The organism is Stenotrophomonas sp. SAM-B, from assembly GCF_013387485.1.
In the GTDB taxonomy this organism is placed as follows: Bacteria; Pseudomonadota; Gammaproteobacteria; order Xanthomonadales; family Xanthomonadaceae; genus Stenotrophomonas; species Stenotrophomonas maltophilia_AA.
The window spans coordinates 74,702-91,985 of the sequence record NZ_JABBXB010000002.1; the positions used below are offsets into that span (position 1 = coordinate 74,702).

General features: G+C 59.9%; 15 protein-coding genes. 9 read left to right on the plus strand and 6 right to left on the minus strand.

The features are described 5' to 3' along the window. Positions 1–468: 468 nt before the first annotated feature. The gene (locus tag HH110_RS04565; RefSeq protein ID WP_176988570.1) at positions 469–1,557 is read right to left on the minus strand and encodes a hypothetical protein; all 1,089 of its coding nucleotides are present in this window, start codon (positions 1,555–1,557) and stop codon (positions 469–471) included. Between the two features lie 883 nt (positions 1,558–2,440). On the opposite strand from HH110_RS04565, the gene HH110_RS04570 reads away from it, so the two are divergent. The 5 genes from HH110_RS04570 to HH110_RS04590 all read left to right on the plus strand — a co-directional run bounded on the left by HH110_RS04570 (position 2,441) and on the right by HH110_RS04590 (position 7,590). Further along, a complete protein-coding gene (locus tag HH110_RS04570) occupies positions 2,441–3,229 on the plus strand; it encodes a hypothetical protein (protein ID WP_176988571.1) in 789 nt (262 codons plus the stop codon). Between the two features lie 263 nt (positions 3,230–3,492). Beyond that, positions 3,493–4,410, plus strand: coding sequence for a hypothetical protein (locus HH110_RS04575; protein ID WP_176988572.1), 918 nt, complete (start codon positions 3,493–3,495; stop codon positions 4,408–4,410). After that, entirely contained in the window at positions 4,407–5,168 is a 762-nt protein-coding gene (locus HH110_RS04580; RefSeq protein ID WP_176988573.1) for a hypothetical protein, read from the plus strand. Before HH110_RS04575 ends, HH110_RS04580 begins: the two co-directional genes overlap by 4 nt. 678 nt (positions 5,169–5,846) lie before the next feature. Then, positions 5,847–6,416 carry a hypothetical protein gene (locus HH110_RS04585; RefSeq protein WP_241696408.1) on the plus strand — a complete coding sequence of 190 codons (570 nt, stop codon included), beginning with the start codon at positions 5,847–5,849 and terminating at the stop codon, positions 6,414–6,416. Positions 6,417–6,444: 28 nt separating this feature from the next. Then, entirely contained in the window at positions 6,445–7,590 is a 1,146-nt protein-coding gene (locus HH110_RS04590; RefSeq protein WP_176988575.1) for a helix-turn-helix domain-containing protein, read from the plus strand. Here the strand turns inward: HH110_RS04590 and HH110_RS04595 are convergent. Next, the gene (locus HH110_RS04595; RefSeq protein ID WP_241696449.1) at positions 7,584–8,486 is read right to left on the minus strand and encodes an HNH endonuclease; all 903 of its coding nucleotides are present in this window, start codon (positions 8,484–8,486) and stop codon (positions 7,584–7,586) included. The two genes, HH110_RS04590 and HH110_RS04595, sit on opposite strands and share 7 nt — an antisense overlap. A 732-nt stretch (positions 8,487–9,218) precedes the next feature. Between HH110_RS04595 and HH110_RS04600 the strand changes: the two genes are divergently transcribed. After that, a complete protein-coding gene (locus HH110_RS04600) occupies positions 9,219–9,395 on the plus strand; it encodes a DUF3606 domain-containing protein (RefSeq protein WP_004149767.1) in 177 nt (58 codons plus the stop codon). Between the two features lie 42 nt (positions 9,396–9,437). Here HH110_RS04600 and HH110_RS04605 read toward each other — a convergent pair whose 3' ends face one another. After that, the gene (locus HH110_RS04605; RefSeq protein WP_176988577.1) at positions 9,438–9,821 is read right to left on the minus strand and encodes a hypothetical protein; all 384 of its coding nucleotides are present in this window, start codon (positions 9,819–9,821) and stop codon (positions 9,438–9,440) included. A gap of 65 nt (positions 9,822–9,886) precedes the next feature. Then, positions 9,887–10,195 (minus strand): hypothetical protein, encoded by a 309-nt coding sequence (locus HH110_RS04610; protein ID WP_176988578.1) that lies wholly within the window; start codon positions 10,193–10,195, stop codon positions 9,887–9,889. 219 nt (positions 10,196–10,414) lie between these two features. Here HH110_RS04610 and HH110_RS04615 point away from each other — a divergent pair, with 219 nt between their 5' ends. After that, a complete protein-coding gene (locus HH110_RS04615; RefSeq protein ID WP_176988579.1) occupies positions 10,415–10,771 on the plus strand; it encodes a helix-turn-helix domain-containing protein in 357 nt (118 codons plus the stop codon). Positions 10,772–10,863: 92 nt separating this feature from the next. Continuing rightward, the gene (locus tag HH110_RS04620) at positions 10,864–12,024 is read left to right on the plus strand and encodes a hypothetical protein (RefSeq protein WP_176988580.1); all 1,161 of its coding nucleotides are present in this window, start codon (positions 10,864–10,866) and stop codon (positions 12,022–12,024) included. Here HH110_RS04620 and HH110_RS04625 read toward each other — a convergent pair. Both HH110_RS04625 and HH110_RS04630 read right to left on the minus strand, forming a co-directional pair. Next, on the minus strand, positions 12,021–13,688 hold the full coding sequence (locus HH110_RS04625) for an AAA family ATPase (RefSeq protein WP_176988581.1): 1,668 nt from the start codon (positions 13,686–13,688) through the stop codon (positions 12,021–12,023). The two genes, HH110_RS04620 and HH110_RS04625, sit on opposite strands and share 4 nt — an antisense overlap. Before the next feature lie 1,253 nt (positions 13,689–14,941). Beyond that, on the minus strand, positions 14,942–15,913 hold the full coding sequence (locus HH110_RS04630; protein WP_176988582.1) for a cupin domain-containing protein: 972 nt from the start codon (positions 15,911–15,913) through the stop codon (positions 14,942–14,944). 104 nt (positions 15,914–16,017) lie between these two features. Between HH110_RS04630 and HH110_RS04635 the strand changes: the two genes are divergently transcribed. Continuing rightward, complete coding sequence (locus tag HH110_RS04635) at positions 16,018–17,262, plus strand: MFS transporter (RefSeq protein ID WP_176988583.1); 1,245 nt, start codon at positions 16,018–16,020, stop codon at positions 17,260–17,262. The last annotated feature ends 22 nt before the right edge of the window (positions 17,263–17,284 follow it).

A 17,284-nucleotide genomic window follows, 5' to 3' on the forward strand; every position in this document is an offset into this window, starting at 1 on the left:
GCTGGGGCCCAAAGAGGCTGCCCTCACGTTCGGCGAAGACCACGATCTGGACCGCGTCGATCGCGGCTGGTTCACCTGAAGGGACATTAAGCTCCTTCGTTTCACTTCCTAAAAACCGGGCTTTTCTCCCGGTTCTTGTCTTTAGTCAAAGCGATCCCCTTGCGGATTTTTCGTGCAGGAGTATCCCAAACGTATGACGTTCGCGATGCGTGCGTCTGACACAGATCAACGATACGAAAGGGGGAAACATGTTCATTGGATTCAGACTGACGAAGCGGCTTGGCGTTGGCGTGGGTGCTCACCTTGGCGAGGTTGTCTTCATGAGCCGGCCACCCTACGTGCAGATGGCCGTTCGCGTGCCACGGGAGCTGAAAGACTGGCTTGAGCAGGTGGCAGCCCGGGAGGGGCTAGACGCCAGCGAACTAACGCGCCTGTTGCTTCACGAAGGCTTGGCGCGCCGTGCGGCGATCAATGGGCAGGGGTCTTCACGATCCGGTGGTTGAGCAGCGGCCGAACAAAGTTGGCCGGCGTGGACTTGTCCAACGGTTGGGCGCGCACCTGGCATTGCCCACTCTCGCACAAGCGCAACAACTCCACTTCGTCGTAGATTTCGCGCTGACCATCTTTGGTGTTGCCCATCTTGGCCACCCGGAACGCCACGTTTCCCGTGTCTCGGTCCCTCATCCGCACCGGGACGATCACCCTTCCATCGTGGCGAACCAGGTGGAAGGCTCGGGCAAAACGGTCGTCGTTGGACGCCTTGGCTGGCGAAATCGGCACTGGCGGCGTGGACGGCTGGATCAGTTGCGGTGCCAGGCAAGGCGCGGGTGGCAGGTGCTGCGCTGGGGCCTTGTGGCCCAGCGCTTGGAGCGCCAGTTGTTTCTTGCGGCCGGGTTCGGTGGCGGCGTCACCGTAGATCCATGCTTGAAAAGTGCCGTTGGCTGGGCTGGGGTGCGAGGCAAACACCCACGTCCGGCCCTGGGCGCGAAAGGCTACGTCGTTGAGGTCTTGGAAGTCGATGAACTGTTGGCGCATGAGCGCCTTGACCCCCTTCACGTAGGCATCGGTGGTCCCCAGCAAGACCACGCGCTCCACACTGTCAGGAAGCGGATCCAAGTGGCGTGCCACGCATGTTTTCATGGCTTCCAAGGGCAATGACGAACGCATGGCCTTGGGCATGATGGTGCCACTGCTGACCAGCTTGGCTTTCTCCATCACCGACAACCCACAGCGCACCAAGGAGGCGGCGCCCATGTGGTGGCTCTCGGCGGTCAGGGCGTCGTCGATCGTCTGCCCACCCAGATCAATCCCGAGCTCGTGCAGCACGGCCGCCAGGCGAGGGCGCATAGCACCTGCGAAGGCGACCCCGTCAAAGCTCCCATGTTGGGCGGCTGCAATTTGAGTGGCCCCCTTGGAAAAGCCCAAGACCAAGGTTTTAGGGGCGCTGGTTCCCCAGTAGCCGGGATTGGCACGGAGGTGCCAGTCCCCCTCCACGCGCACATCAAACCCTGGTGCATGGCATGCGCGGCACGCCTGCCAGCCGTGGTGAGTTGTCATGGGAGCCCCTGCATGGTCTTAGAAGGCCCATACAGTTAAAGCACGTGCGAAGGGTATGCAAGAGCTTTTTGTCGGCTAAATGTGGCGGAAAAATGGGATGGCATGGGATGGCATGGGATGGCGTGCAATAGTGCGTGGCAGGACGGTGTGGAGTAGCCTGACACCATCATACGAAGGTCAATGGCATGGATGTTCCGGCTGAGTTGAACATGGAAGCGTGGCCGGCTGAGGTGGCCTTCGTGCCCTACGTCGGCCGCGGCTACTGGAAGGGATTTGAAGGGCGCAGCGTCTTGCTACTGGGCGAGTCCCACTACCGGGAGGCTGGGTGGACCGACGACCCCGTCATCACTCGTCCTTTCACTCGCGAAACATTTGGGGACATGCAGACTTGCGAGAGAAAAGGCGGTGGCAAGTTCTTTGATGAGCTGGATCGCCTACTGACAGGCCAAAGTATCCCAAGTCTCGTGGATGCCGCTCAAGCTTGGCGGCAGGTGGCATTTTGCAACTTGTCCCAGCGCTTTTCCGGCACGAGAGCTGGACACCGTCCGTCTGGAACCGACTTCAACCAAGGGGGGCGCGTGCTGGTAGAGGTGGTCCTACCAATTCTCCAGCCAGACGTGATACTCGTTCTCGGGCGCACCGCTTGGCGAAGATTCGATCACGGGAAGCCGTCGGACCAGCCAAGCTTCCATGCGAGCCATGCCAGCTCCGAGGGCAGGAGGCGGCGCTATCTGGAGGAGCGCCACGTATGGTCTCTCGATTACGGCAACGGATGGGCGTGGATGACTTGGGTCTACCATCCATCTTGGAACGTAGATCGCTGGGAAGATCGTGCCGCAGCTCTGAGGCATCTTTTGAAATCCGCGAGTGAAAGGCAAAGGACATGACGCACAATTCGTTGAAGGGTGCGATCCGCGATGCGCTGGACGCGCGCGCTGCCAAGCGCCATCCCACAGCTTTAGACATTGCACGGGAGGCCAGAGAGGCCAAAGCGAGCCTGGAATTGAACATGTCCTGCATGGCCCGTATCACTGTTCCTGCCGACAGCGAGCGCCACCGGGTGACCTTCCAGCTGTTGAGGGCGTCGATGGACTACGGCCGGGCGTTGCTGTTCCTCCTGGAGACCCATCCCATCGATCTTCCTGCGGTGGCCTTGGCGATGCACCGCTCCCAGATTGAGCAGTTCCTGCGGGCGGTGTTTGTCCAGTTTCTCGCCGACGACGAACAGCTGAAGGACTTTCTCCAGGAAGATCGCGGCCCTCGAAAGAAGAACGAGAAAGGAAAGTGGGTGGCTATTGCCCTCAAAGACCTGGCCGGTGACGTGGAGCAGGCCATTGCACGGATCGGGCACGACGATGAGCCTCAGAAGCTGGCTCGGACGGTGACCAATTCGTGGGACCCTCTTTGCGGACTGGTCCATGGCGGGAAAGCCATTCGGGTGATGTATCAAGACCCCAACGGGCAGATCGGGGCACATGTGCCAGCGGCCATTTTGTTTCAGACCACCGTCAACGCGGTGGCCACCACCAACTTGTGCGTCATTGCAGCACTGACCGCGGTTGGGGTTGGGGCCTTTGAGGAAAGCTCCGTTGTTGAGCAGTGTGCCAGCGGGATGTTGCACTACATGCAACAGAGGAAAGCTCGCATGGAAGAGCTGGTCTGGCCGCCGTAAAGGACCGGACACGCATTGTCGCGCTGCTCTGTACCCCCGCCAACGATCGCTGGCGGGGAGAGTTGCAACCGGAGGTCTGCGAATCCTCGATTTAGGCGTCACCTTGAAGGCACTGTGTGGGCCCGGGGACGCCCTAGACCCTGTGGTCAGCATCATGCTGCCCAACGAGGACTCACGAAAGGGGCGGGGAGACCGGTCCTTGTCGTTTCGCAGTCCAAGCCCTACCGCTACCATGGGTCAACAACCAAGGAGCAGGTATGGGGATGGAAGAGTTTGACTGGTCAATGGTGGAGTTCGCGCGGACGAAGTGGAGGAGCGAGGTCATTCCGGATGCCCTGCCCATCCTCATCCGATGGGCCCAAGAGGGAGAGGCCCATTCTTATAGCGACTTGGCTCAAGAGCTCCATGACAACTACGGCCACGACATCAAACCCCGAAAAGATCTTTACGGGACTGTGGCTGGCGGTGTGGCCCAGGCGCTCCAGTGGTTGAGCGAGCAGTGGCGCAAACCGATCCCACCCTTGCACACGATCGTGGTTAACAAGGCCACGAGGCACCCAGGAGAGGGCGCCATAACGATTTCGCCGGCTTACTTCGCGGGCAAGAAGCTGGACACGGAAGACAATCGCAGGGTGCACCTTCGTGAGGCCATGGAAGACGTGTTCACTTATCAGGACTGGGACAGGGTCGCCCGTGCTCTTGGGGCCACGATGCTTGCCCCGGCGAGCGGACCGGTGGCAGAGGTTTCCTCCAATGCTCCCATTCCCTTGCCCAAGGTCCAACAGGGCGGTGGTACCGAGAGCGCCGAACACCGAGCGCTTAAACGCTGGGTGGCCAACCATCCGGAGGAGTTCATGGACTACGGCGATTTCACCGCTGGCACGAACGAGAAGCTCTTGAGTTCTGGCGATCGGTTGGACGCTCACTTCGACAACGGCAAGCATCGCCTGGCGGTGGAAGTTAAAACCAGCAAGTGCTCGGAAGACGAGCTCCAGCGAGGCGTCTACCAAGCGGTGAAATACCGCGCCATTGTCCGGGCCGAGCAGAAGGCGATCCGCCACGTGCCCAGCGGAGAGGCGGTGCTGGTGTGCACACGCGCTCCGAACGCGGAAACCCGAGCGCTCATCAAGCGGCTGCAGGTGCGGTTCCAGCAGGTGCCGGCGGAGGCGGAGCAGGAATGAAATCCGATGAACTGGAACAACGCATTCGCCAAATCGATGGATTCGTTCGCGTGCTCACGCAGGAGTGCCACATCCTCGACGAACGCCGGCACATTCTGTCCCCACTCATTCAAGACCCCGAGATTCAGGCAGGGCTGAAAGCTAAGCTGGACAAGACGCCGGGTGCCAATGCCTGGAATCACCTGGTGCCGCTTCTTGGACAAGACCTGGTGCGCGATCAGTCACGGCTCTTTCTGGACAACGATTCGCGGTCCGGTAGCCTGACCAACCTCTGGCGCAAGCTCCAAGCAGATCCCGCGATCAAGGAACACTACCGGGAGCGCTACGAGCGCATGTTCGATCACTTCCACCACGAACCGATTGGTGACCTGCCGCCCGAAAACTCAGCCGTTTTCCAAGAGAGGTCCAGGCAGAGCGAGTGGGACGAGAATTACTCGCGCTTCGATAGTGGCTGGGAAAAGGTCTCCAATGAAATGGTGATCCTTGCGGCTGATCCCGTGGCAGCGAAAATCAAGACACTGCGGGACAAGCACCACGCCCACCTGGAAATGCGCAAGTTGGACGATGAGCCCCGTGCCTTTGACATCAACACGCTTGGGTTGACCTTCAATGAGGCCTTGGCTTTTGGCGACCGTTGCCAAGCCACCGTGGCCGAGCTGGGGCTGCTCTTGACCGGAACCAGTTGGGATCCACGGCAATACGCGTCGCTTCACGAAGCCCAAGGCAAGGCGATGTGGAAAACCTTGGCTGGGATTTGACTTGAAAGTAAAACAGGGAAAAGCCCAGAGGCGGCCGCAGGTGGCCAAGCTACCTGCCTTCTGAAAAGCACCCTTGGTGCGAGGGCATTGCCTCCGGCCGGTTTTGGAAATCCGCAGCTTTGCCACTTTGAACGTGAAAGGACGCCCCCAGCCTTCTTGCCCTCAGGGGCACTTAAATTCAAAGCCCACCCAGTCGCTTGCTCCAAGGCCTTGCCAGTAAAACCGCGCGCCTGGACCGGGCTTCGACGTGGAGATCACGGACACTCCACCACGCCAGCCGGACAACGAGGTGATCCCCGAGGCTGACCTCTACGTAGTGCCCACGTTGCTCGATGGGGCCAGCTTTCTCATCTTTCTGCGAACCGTGGATGTGCTGGAGAAGAGGGGAAAGCGTCACCTGCCCATCGCCAATAGGGCCAACGAGAAGCGTGCAGCCCATAGACGCCGCTTGGAGCACCCCAAGATGTCGGGCGCCATCCTTGTGCGGGATCGTGCCTTGTTTGAGGATTGCTACGAATAGGGAAAGACCGTGTTCGAGGCCAATGGCTGCTGGGCCCGTGTGGCCCAGGAGGAGATCCACGCCCTGGCTGTCCGAGTGCGCGACACCTTGGCTGCTGGTGCAGGTCGGAGGGCTGCGGCATGATGGAGCTTCCCTTGGTTTCCCTCCCAGACCTACCCATGGCCACTGGCAAAGCTCCCGCCAAGAAGGCCGCCACGAAGAAGGCCGTCAAGCGCACCTTGGATGACGTCAAGGACGTGACCCATGCCAAGGCTCGCCGGAACAGCAAAGCGGCAACCCTTCCGATCGCCCGCATCCCGGAGCACCTGTTACTGGGAGCGGGCGACTACCCGGAGCGCAAGCCCTACTTTGACTACGACGACAGCCAGAAGGCCGGCAAAGTGGGGGGCAAGCGGGTTCACATGGTCATGCCCCGATCGGTCACCCTCCACGACTACCGCCGTCGGGAAGATGGGCTGCGCCATCACAGGGCCATGGTGACGATCCCGCCAAAGCTTCGCGAGAACATCGCCAAACTTTTTGGTTTTGACGATTCGGAGGACGCCGGAACAGAGGTTGCGCTGACCACCGCCATGGTAGCGCTGGCTGACTACGCGGCCGCGTCGCTCTTCAAAGACAAGACGCTGCTGATTGTGAGCTCGCCAGAGGACGAGCACTCGGAGGACCGCAAGGCCGCCCGGGTGGCGGTGCGGAGCTTGGGGATGAGCAAGAATGGGAAGATCTACTGATTGGGTGGAACGGTAAAGAGGACAGCGCATGCTTCCCGATTCACGTTTGGAAGAACTTCGGAGCGCAGGTGAGAGCTCGACCTTGGACTACAAGGCGGAACGCTATCGCTTCGCAAAGGCGTCGGAAGATGACAAGTCCGAGCTATTAAAAGACATCCTAGCGCTGGCCAACAGTCAGCGATCGGGAGAGGCTTATATCCTCCTGGGTTTCAAGGAAAATGCTCCGTATCCCGCTGAAGTTGTTGGATTGCCTGCGGATGGTGCTGTTGATGATTCGCGGATTCAAGAGTTCATCAACGCCAAGCTCGAGAGCAAGCTGAACTTCCATTATGAAGAACAGATGTTTAGTGGCAAGCAAATTGGTGTTATCAGCATCCCAAAGCAGCACCGGCCCTTCTACGTCACCAAGTCTTATGGGCGAGTGGAGGCGAACACTGTCTACCTTCGCAGGGGAAGTTCGACTGGGGTAGCCACTCCCCGTGAGATCTACCGAATGGGGGTTGCAGATCAAGCGAAGGGAGATGCGCTGTTTGATCTGATGGTGCTTGATGAGCAGAACAATTCCCTGGGCGATCTCTTCAAAAGGACGTTCCTAACTTTCGACGATCTTCCAGATTACCGGCGTGAGCGGGTGTCAGCGATGTTTGCTGCCCCCAACTACATAAAAGAGAACAGCGGCTATTGGCGGGAAGGTGCGGAGTATTACCAAGCGAAGAGCTCTCTCATACGAATTCGCGTAGCAGTGACAAATCGCTCTAACTTCGCCTTGACCGGCGTCAAGCTTGAAATCACTTGGAGTGCCGATAACGGCCAGTCGTTCAAGATGCTGACTGCGGACAGTCTGCCTGATTTACCGGCTGAGGAATGGAACTTCAGGCCATCCTTTACGGGCGACGGCGGCACTGAGGTGGATGAGGAAGGAGCTGAGCCGGTCTACATTTCCCTACTGGGAACCGTTCGCCCCGGAGAGACGCGACGGGTGGGGGATGACTTGGCCTTTCTCCCATTCGAGCCAGGTGTCTACACAATGAAGGTCCGGGTGCTGGCGAACGAGATCTCCCAGCCCGGCGCTATTGAGTGGGTTCTGACCGTCGATGGTGAGTGCAAGCATTTGAGCTGTGATGACTTGGGAGCCCTGCTAGACACGGACGAAGATGAGGAATTTGATCACTGAGTTGGGCAGCTTTTAGCTGCAGCAGTCGTATTGAATAATTCCGACATGGCGTCGTCGGACATCCGTCGCCGCAGGGCCTCCTTGGACATCTTGGCTTGGGCATCCAGCGTGAGCTCCTTTCCGTCCAACGAACGGTAGAACGGATCGTCCACCCCCGCGCTGACGTAAACGACCAGGTCCGGCCCGATGGTCAACAGGCCTGCATCGAACAGTGCGTGGATGTCCTTTCGTAGCAATAGACCGTTGTTCAGGGCGTTGGTGGAAGTCCCGTTGTAGGGGACGATGTGAGCGGCGTCGATGACGCTTGCCAGGGCGGTCCCGGTGACCATGCACACCGATCCATAGTGAGCGACTAGGCGTTTGCGAAACTCGGCTTGGCCTTCTCGGATCACCCGGAGGACCTGCTCCATTCGCTTTCCCTCTGCTGCGACAGCATCAGGAGCTGGGGGCAGTGGCTTTTCCACCCTTAATCGCCCGCTCTCCTCAACGGCGCCCTGGAGGGCTTGGATCACGTCGTGACTGAAGAGCTCGGATGCCGGGCGCAACTGAAGGTCAATCCCGGACCGGTGCCGGATGTGCGCCAACAGAAGTGCAGCGTCCTCCACATACTTGAGCTTCTTTTCGCGCATGCTCCAAAGTTGGTTCAGCTCGCCCAAGCTCAAGACCTTCAGCGCCAACCTGAGATCACGGCTGGTCATCCGCAGATGGCTAGTTCCCTTCTCCAGGTGTTGGCGAAGCAGATATTCCTCCAGCTCCGGTGGGTTTGCATCTTCGTCAGCGCGAATGGTGAACAGACTGCTGAAAGGCTTGTTGATTTGCTCCTTCCACTTCTTCTTCCGCCGTTGAAGCTTCGACGAGCGCCGATTTGCTTCACCTTCTTTGCCCTTTTCGTCCATGTCGGTCAACTGATTGTCTGAGCTTGGCTCAATGGTAAGGGATCGTTGGTGTCCGGGCGCCCTTTCGACAGGCGCTGGCGGGTTTTCAACCACGCCGACCCTAGATCGTCCACGTCGGCCTGAAGGGCGGCCTGCTCCCCGGGCGGTCATGCCCTCAGCGTCCCACTAGCCACGCTTGCGTCCCGGTTGGCCAAACGCCGCCTTGCTTCCAACCATCGGGCTTTCGTTCCCCCTCCCGGGTGGCTTGGCGCTGGATCCGCATGCGAACCGCGCGCCCAACCATCGCTAGGCTAAAGTCTGCTTCTCACCTAGCGGATACTCAGGTCGACGATTAATCATTGCACTAAACCGATCTTTTTAACCAGTCTTGGACAACGAGAACTGCCGCCTCCCCAGCGGACGCATCTGCCAAAGCCGGCAGTTGGTTCCGCACGGCGAGGTCTTATTGACCTGCTGTCTTGCTCGGCCCATTGGTGGCGGAACCTCGGATATCGGGCTCGGCCTTGGCAAGGCGAGCGCGCCCTGGCCTGCTCGCCCTTATGTCTGCCACGCCCCGATGCTAGGGGCGTCTGCATCTGCGTCCGCTTCCCTATGCCCAGATTGGGTAAGGAGAAGACCGATTGGAGGTAGGAAAAAGCCTACCGCTACGCGCGGATAGTTCCGACTGGACAATAGCCGGGCGTGGCGAGAACGTGAGGCGCCTCACATTTCGAGGCGTGGAGGGGATTGGCAATGGCAGACGACCTGAGCAAGCGCGGTCCGCCTGATGGTATTCGCATCAATGTGAATGAGGCCTGGGAGCTGCGGGATTGGTCCAAGCACTTCAACGTCACACCGGCAAAGCTGAAAGAGGCTGTGGCGGCAGTGGGCGTGATGACCAAAGATGTAAAGCGCCACCTGGGCAAGTGAGGGCGGGGAGGGCGGGACCTTTCCGCCCTCTTCTTGATCCGCTCAGTTGGCGTTGATTGCCTGGTTCAGAAGCTCATACCAGCGATTCATCTCCGCTTCGTTGCCGAACTTGATCGTCCAGACAGGCTGGTCGACGTCGCGCACGCTCACCGTCAGCGTGCCTTCGCGTCTAGCGTTGTGCCAATGCTTTTCCCAGGCGCGCACGTCAGCAAGAGCGTAGATCTTGGTCTGGTTGCGGGCGCGAAACTTGATCCTGGATCGCTCAGGAGACAGCGCGACGGCGCTCGAGCGCGAAAAGGAGCTTCGTGCGTAGTCTTGCTCAAAGTTGCTGCGCTCGCTGCGCAGTTTGAAACTGCGGCCCAAGCCAACAAGCACAAGCGCGGCGGCGCCGAGGACGAGGAAAACAAGGAACATGCTGACGATCATGGGAACTCCTGATTGGCTCTGGGGTGATAGGCGCGGGGCTGCCGTGCGAAGCGCGTCGCGCTCAATTAAAGGGTGCGACTGACCACGCCGATCACCTTCCACGCGCCGCCGACCTCAGCGAAGGTGAAGACACCGTTGAAGTCTTCGTCAAAGCGCCCATTAATGGCCGGCACGCGCGCTTGAACCGGGCAGTTGTAGCCGCCGTCGCCTTTTTCGCACTTGCCAACTGTGAATTTCGTTAGGCGCGCGTCGTCAGAGCCATTTGCTTTCACAAAGACAAGCATCGCGTCCTCTGCTTTGTTTGCAGACGGTCCCGCAGAGCACGCAGTCAGCAGCAAGGCGGCGGCAAGCGAAGCCAGGAGGGTCTTGGGCATGGTCATTCCTTTGAGGTCACAAAGTGGATGGATGAGGATAGGCAGGTCCCGGGACCCGGCCTGAGACTGCAAGGTCCGGTATGGACGAGCACGCTTGAGCGAGCGTCAGGCGATGGAGGAGGGCCGATCCGGAGCAGGCTTGCCAAAAAGGTTACGTCAAACGTATGATGCGTTCAACGTAACTTTGCGTTGGGCGTAACTGACGTTCATCATTCGCAGATGAACGCGCTCGCCCTCTCGATCCAGACCCTTATCGCCACCCGCATGAAGGAGGTCCGCAAAGCGTCTGGCGTCTCTCAGCGGGCCCTGGGGAAGAGCGTGGGGTTAGATGACAAGCGGGCAGGGCCCTACATCAGCCGCTATGAGAGCGGCGTCCATGCGACCGACTGGGAAACGACCTTGAAAATCGCCCAGTCCTTGGGCGTGTCCGTGGCGTATTTGGTTGCCGAGACGCCGGAACTCGCCGAGCTGATCAAAGCTGTCCAAGACTACGAACCCGAAGCGCTTCGGGCACTCGCGGAGGAGATCCGGGTTCGCCACGCTCAGAATGAGCCCACTGCGCTGGATCAGCCGTAGCGGTTTGCCTGCGTAGAACCCAACTCCGCAGCGGAAGCTGGCCGAGCGGGCAGGCTGCTTTTAAGATAGGGCAACCTATCTGCGAGCTGCCAATGACTTCGGACCAGGAAGACGCGCGTCAGCCAGGCCAAATGCCCGGCGCACGACTCACGCGTGTGATTGACCGAAGTCCGGCAACACGGCTTATTAAGGAGTTGCATCGCAGTCCGGCCATCGATGCCTTCCAGGCGTCCCAGCAGCATTCCATCTTCGCAACCATGCAGGCCATGGAGCCACCCGCGAGCCGGATTGCGAGAGAGCTGGCCAACAGCGACGTGCTGCGCATTTCCTCAGCCCTACAGCAGCAATGGGCCGAGCGCACGCGAGAGATCAGCCAGTTCGCGGAATTGGCCAAGCGGTCATCCATGGCACTGCGCCAGTCCCTCATGCCTTGGCAGCCGGTTGTCAGCGAACTCGCGATGGCTGCAAGCCGAACGGCAAATGGCATTCTTGCTTGGCGGGATCGGTATGCGCCCCAGCGCGACGCTGCCGTCGAGGCGATGCGCCGACTCGAGTCAAGCATTGGTCCTGTCAGGCGCTTGGCTGAGCAGTTCGGCGAGCAGTTGCACGTAGCAGCGCAGCTGAGCCAATCGCCGGCGTTTCAATCCTGGCTATCCGAGATGTCCAGCGTCGAGATGCAAGAGCGCATGGAGCAGCTTTTGCAGGAGGCGTCGGAGGATACTTCCTCCTCATCACCAGACATGGCAACGCCCCCTGCTGCGATGCAGGCGACGGCAACATCTCTGGTTTCATGGTTGGTTGGATGTTTGGCTGCGTTGCGCTCATCCGGTCTGCCGCATGCGGATCGAATGGTCCTCTACGGATATGCGCTGACAATCGCTTGCTTCCTTTACACCGAAATAGGAAGCAACCAAGACCACGCTGAGCACATGGCCAAGATCGACGCGCAAGGTCAGGCATTTGACGCCAGGCTTGATGAGCAAAATCGAAACGGTCGTCAAATGGTTGCGCTCAACCAAGCCCTGCTGGATTTAGAGATCGCCGATCACACCTGCCAGGTCGTCGTCCGTTCCGCTCCATTGCGCGCCGAGCTCCAAGGGCCAACGACGCAGACCCTCCAATACGGCGAAGAGGTCCAGGTGCTCCGAGCCGCTGGCAAGTGGCGGTTCATCCAGACTGTCGACGATGACGGGATGATGATTTTTGGCTGGGTCATGAAGAAACACTTGGAGCGACTGAAAGAGCAGGACTAGGCGTTCCACTTCTGGATGGTGCTAACGAGCGCCTTCATGCGCTCGGGCCAGTCAAAGCGCGTCGCCATGTTGGCTGAGGTCGTGTGCTCTCGAGAGGCGAGGGCGAGCGAGATCTTATCGATGGTGGCCCGATTGAGCTTGGTTTCCACGTAAGATTCGTCCTTCTTCGACTTGGATTCGCTGGGAAAGAAGAGCTCGAACTGCGCAGGATCAACGGGATCAGCTTTCATGCCGAGTGCTTTGCCAATCACGGAGCCGGGCAGGTAAGTCTCAATCTCTTTGCCAGCCGTGACCCACATGTATCCGCCTGGCAGCTTTGCGATCTCCTCTTGCGCTTTGAGCACGCGAGGCTTTAGTGCGGCCCCCTTGGATGATCGATCGCTGTCGCACACCAGCGCAGCATTGCGGTTAAGCCGTATGAGCTGGATGAGCTCTTCGGGATTAGGCGTTGTTGGGTCACGGAAACTTGTTCGAGCCAAGAGGGATCCGCCGTAGAAGGCGCAGGCGTAGTCACGGCCTTCCAAGAGACTCCCCTTCGAGAAGGTCTCGATCCAGTGGTTGAGATAGATGGCATCTGACGGTCCCTCGACCCAGATGATGCCGTTCGCCTGCAAAATGTCAGACGCGCGAGCGCCCAGGTCACCGACCACCTGAGAGTGATCAAAGTGCGCCGAGATCGTTTGAGTCGATGCAGCGGTCCCGTCATGTGATACGCGCACAAATTGAGCATGATCGGAGCGACTGAACTGATCGAGCGTTGCACTGGAATGGGTGGTTAAGAAGACGGTGCATCCGTTCTCGACGGCAAATTCTTCGATGTACTTCAGGAGGCGCCGGAGCAGGGCAGGATGGAGATTGTTCTCCAACTCCTCAAAGGCGAAGACATACTCGCCCGCTGACTTTTTCTCTAGAGTGGGCACGACCAGAAGATTGAGCAAAACCAAGATGACGGTCTTCAACCCGCTACCAGAGCTGCTCAATGGAATGAGCCCCTTGTTCACCTCTTCCAGAAAGATCTCCCAGTCCCCGTTCTGATGCTGTTGCACAGAGATGGCAGAGAAGGTTCCGTCCGGGCCAAAAATAAGGTTGAGCGCGCTTCTCAGACCTTGAATGATGGCAAGCGTCGTCATGATGCTATCGGCGCGGATGAGGTGGTCGCGAATGATATTCGTCGCGCCTCGGCCATCGGATCCAAGCGAAAGCGCGTGATCCGACTGCTCATCCCGGATATCTCGATCCGCTAGCATTTGCCGGAAACGACAACCCGTGAAGGGGAAGACCAAGCGGCTCGCCGCCTTAGCAAGCTCAAGCCTTGCTTCCTCATTGAGCTCGTAAGCTATGTCGCGGCGTTGAGTCGTCGAATATGCGGCCTCGTATTTAAGGTGATCTACTTGCCCTTGTGCGGCTTCAATCCAAGAGACGGGTGTATCAACGAAACGCTTCCCATGATAGGTCCAGTAGGTCTCATACCGTGGGACCGCAAGCGCGCTAGATCTGCCCGTGTCTGGAAAAATCCACTCCAAAGTGGACTGATCGTAGGTTCCGTTAAGCTGATAAGACGCCGGCAGCCGCGATTTTGTCCGGTCCGGTGAGCAGAGGCTTTGCACCACTTTCAAGAGCTGCGATTTTCCCGTGTTATTGCGTCCGATGATGATGTTGATCAACTTGAACTCATCAAAGCCACAGTATTCGTTCGTGAAGCAGCTCAGACCCTTGATTTTGACACCTGTAACGGGCATAGCATTCCTTGCAGCTGATGTTGGGGCAGGCCGGACAGAAGCGTGTGACGCTGATCTCAGTCTATCGCGAGAGTCACCGAGTCCAAGCAGCCCCCCCATCTTCTCGCCTATTCATGATTCGTTCGCCAGGGGATGCGCTGAGCGTAAGTGTGTTGGACTCGAAGTGGTTCCATGGCGAAGACGGGGGGGCTCCTCAGATCCCCAAAGCACGAAGTCAAAACCGCACTTATGGTTTCCGCTTCGCGTAAACCGTGCGGCCTGCCTGGGGTTTGGCCGAGCGCTGCCGCGCTCGCATTTGACTGCGTCAAATGGCCAGGCACCCAGAGCACGCTGATTGCTCAGCAAAGCGTGAGATGCCACCGCTGCCAGGTCCGTTCCGAAAGGAGGAGGGCGAGATAGTGGTCGGACCCAGCTCAGCCACCCCATCTTGACCTCATTGCGGGGGCTGGGCTCGCTACTTCTGGGAGCTCAGGTGACTAGGCTGGATGGTGCCAGCCGGACTGGCAAAACCCTAAAAGGCACGCGCATTTTGCGGGTTTTTTGCGGCTAGGGTTGGCCTTATTGGACGATATCGGACCCTGGTCCGCGCTGTTTAATGACGTGTATCGTTCCGCCGCGCTGGCCTTCGGTATTGGCCTGGGACGCTTCGCCGTTCCGGCAATCGATCGTCTGAAGCATCTCTGTCTGCACCGAAAGGTCGCTCGTCTGGCGAGTCCTTGCTTGCCAGAGCAGTCCTGTGGCAACTAGACTTCGAGGACACTCACCAGGACATATTCTGGTCTGGGTTCTCTAGGAAGATCAATGGTTTAGGGGTCGGAACGTTTAGTCCTACTCGCTCCGCCAGATACGCAAAGCGCCCCGAAAGGGGCGTTTTGCGTATCTGGCGGAGAGAAGAGGGTGCCGACGCCGCGCGGGTTCGACGGATTCGCCGGGAGCGAATCCGGACAGCCGAATGGCTGGCCCTGGAGCGCGTAGGGCGGAAGGGTTGGGTGCATGGACGCACCCAACAATCCCGGGCCACCGATCAGCCCTCCGCATGAAGCGCTCCAAAAGGGGGCGTGACGCACTACCGCTGATCGCGTTCGAACAAAGACGGCGCGCTTCGATGCGATCAGTAACCAACTACCGCCCATTGAAGACGCCCAGGCCGCTTGAGCGACTGCCCCCAAACCGACCCCCTATGCCGAGGCCAACCAGCGCCCCCGCCGAGTCGCGCCAGGAGAGTGCCCCATGACGCGCTTGTACGCACGACTGAAAGCCGCCTGCGACGCGTACCCAAGACGCTCTGCCACTACCTCTATCGACAGGCTTTGGTGGCTCAGCCATTGACTGGCCAATTGCATGCGCAGCTCAGTCACGTATCGCAGGGGCGCGGTTCCAATCACGGTCTGGAACCGGTCTGCAAAGACAGACCGTGAGATGTTGGATTCCGCAGCCAGTGCTTCGACAGTCCAGTCCCGCCCAGGGTCTCTGTGCAGGGCAAGCAACGACAGCGATAGACGAGGGTCGCGCATGGCGATGACCAGGCCGGATGCGCCGTCGCAACCGCGCTCGACCCAGTCACGGACGATCATGGCGGCGACGGCATCCGCCAGCCGGGCGAGTATGCCCGCATAGCCAATACGTCCGGAGCACACCTCGCGCTTCATCGCGTCGACCATCGGCAACAGCCCGGTGAACGGAGTGGCGTTGCCATCGGCCAACATCACCGCCGGCATCACCTTGCTCAACCCTTGCATGCCACCCAGATCGAACACCATGCATCCGTGGAAAAGCACCGCGCTTGGCACGGCATGTGTGCTCGGGCATGTGTCTATCCCGCTCACCGCGTCGCCCAGTGGAGCGGCGTCTATCGTTTCCAGACACTGGACGGGATGGTCCTCGCCCGACAGCAACGCGTGGCCTTCTCCACGTGGAAGAAGCACGACATCCCCGGCGGAGAGAAGGTGTTGGCTGCCGTCCGCACCACGAAGAATCGCATTGCCCACTGCCAGGTAATGGAAGTAGGCATGGCCTGGCTTCGGCGGAAATCCAAGCCCAAAGGTCGGCCCGGTCTGGATGCGTCGGTATTGAACGCCATGCAGTCGCATGCCGGTCAGCAGCTCGCTGATCAGGTCGGAGGACTGGGACGGGTGTGGAGCGTGGCTCACTGAGGCGGTCCGGGGCTTCGATCAAAAATACAGGCTGAAAAATCATAGATCATCCTGACCTGTCTCCCTAGACTCTCGGCTGCACGAATGCACTGGGATCTGTGATGAGCAATAACGTAGTGGATGCCGCGAACGCGCCTGATTCTGTGGACAGGGGTCGGGAAGAGCCGTCTTCATCGGCATGGGTGGCCGTGTTTTCGCTGGCCATGGGTGTTTTTGGGCTGCTCACGGCGGAGTATCTGCCTGCCAGCCTGTTGACGCCGATGGCGGCGGACCTGGGGGTGTCGGAGGCGCTGGCCGGTCAAGCAGTGACGGTCACGGCTGTTGTGGCCCTGTTCGCTGGCCTGCTTGTGCCTCGGCTGACCCGTTCGATGGACAGGCGCGTGGTGCTGTTGAGTTTCACGGCTCTGATGATCCTCTCCAACGCCTTGGTGGCGTTGTCGTCCAGCATGGGCGTCCTCCTGGTGATGCGCGTCCTCCTGGGTGTCGCGCTGGGCGGTTTCTGGAGCATGGCGGCGGCCGTGGCCATGCGGTTGGTGCCGCCCCAACGCGTGCCCCGCGCGCTGTCCGTCATCTTCAGCGGCATTGCGGTCGGCACGGTGGTGTCGGTTCCGTTGGGGAGCTACCTCGGCGGGCTGCTGGGCTGGCGCAGCGCCTTCTGGGCGGCGACGGCGGTGGGTGGACTCACGTTTGCGTTCCAGTGGTTCACGCTGCCCCGAATGGCTCCGCGCAGGGCGGCACTCCCGGAGTCGGTGGTGGGGCTCTTGCGCCGGCCAGGCGTTGCGATCGGAATGCTGGGCTGCGTCCTGGCGCACACCGGCCAGTACTCGCTCTTCACTTACATCCGACCCACGTTGGAGAGTCTGGGGCAGATGAGCGCTGATGGCCTGGCGCTGATCCTGCTTGGATTCGGCGTGGCGAACTTTGTCGGCACACTCCTGGCCGGTTGGCTCATGGAGCGCAGTCTGAAAGTCACGTTGGTGATCATGCCTGCCCTGGTGGGTGCAGCCGCGCTCGGCATGGTCCTGTTGCCGGTGGGCGTTGGCGGGCTGTCGATCCTGGTCGCGCTGTGGGGTCTGGCCTTCGGTGGCGTGCCCGTTGCCTGGTCGAGCTGGGTCGCGCGTGCAGTGCCCGACCAGGCGGAGAGTGCCGGCGGGATGGTGGTCGCTGCCGTGCAGTCCTCCATCGCAGCGGGGGCCGCCTTGGGCGGTCTGGTGTTCGGGCTGGGGGGCATCGTGGCAGTCCTCACCGTGGCTGCGGCGGTGATGCTCCTCGCCAGCCTGCTCATCGCGTTCCGGGTCAGGGTGAGCCCGCCGACGTTCTCGGCAGGTCCGGCGTTGCATATTTAGGCGGCCACACCAGGGATGCGCA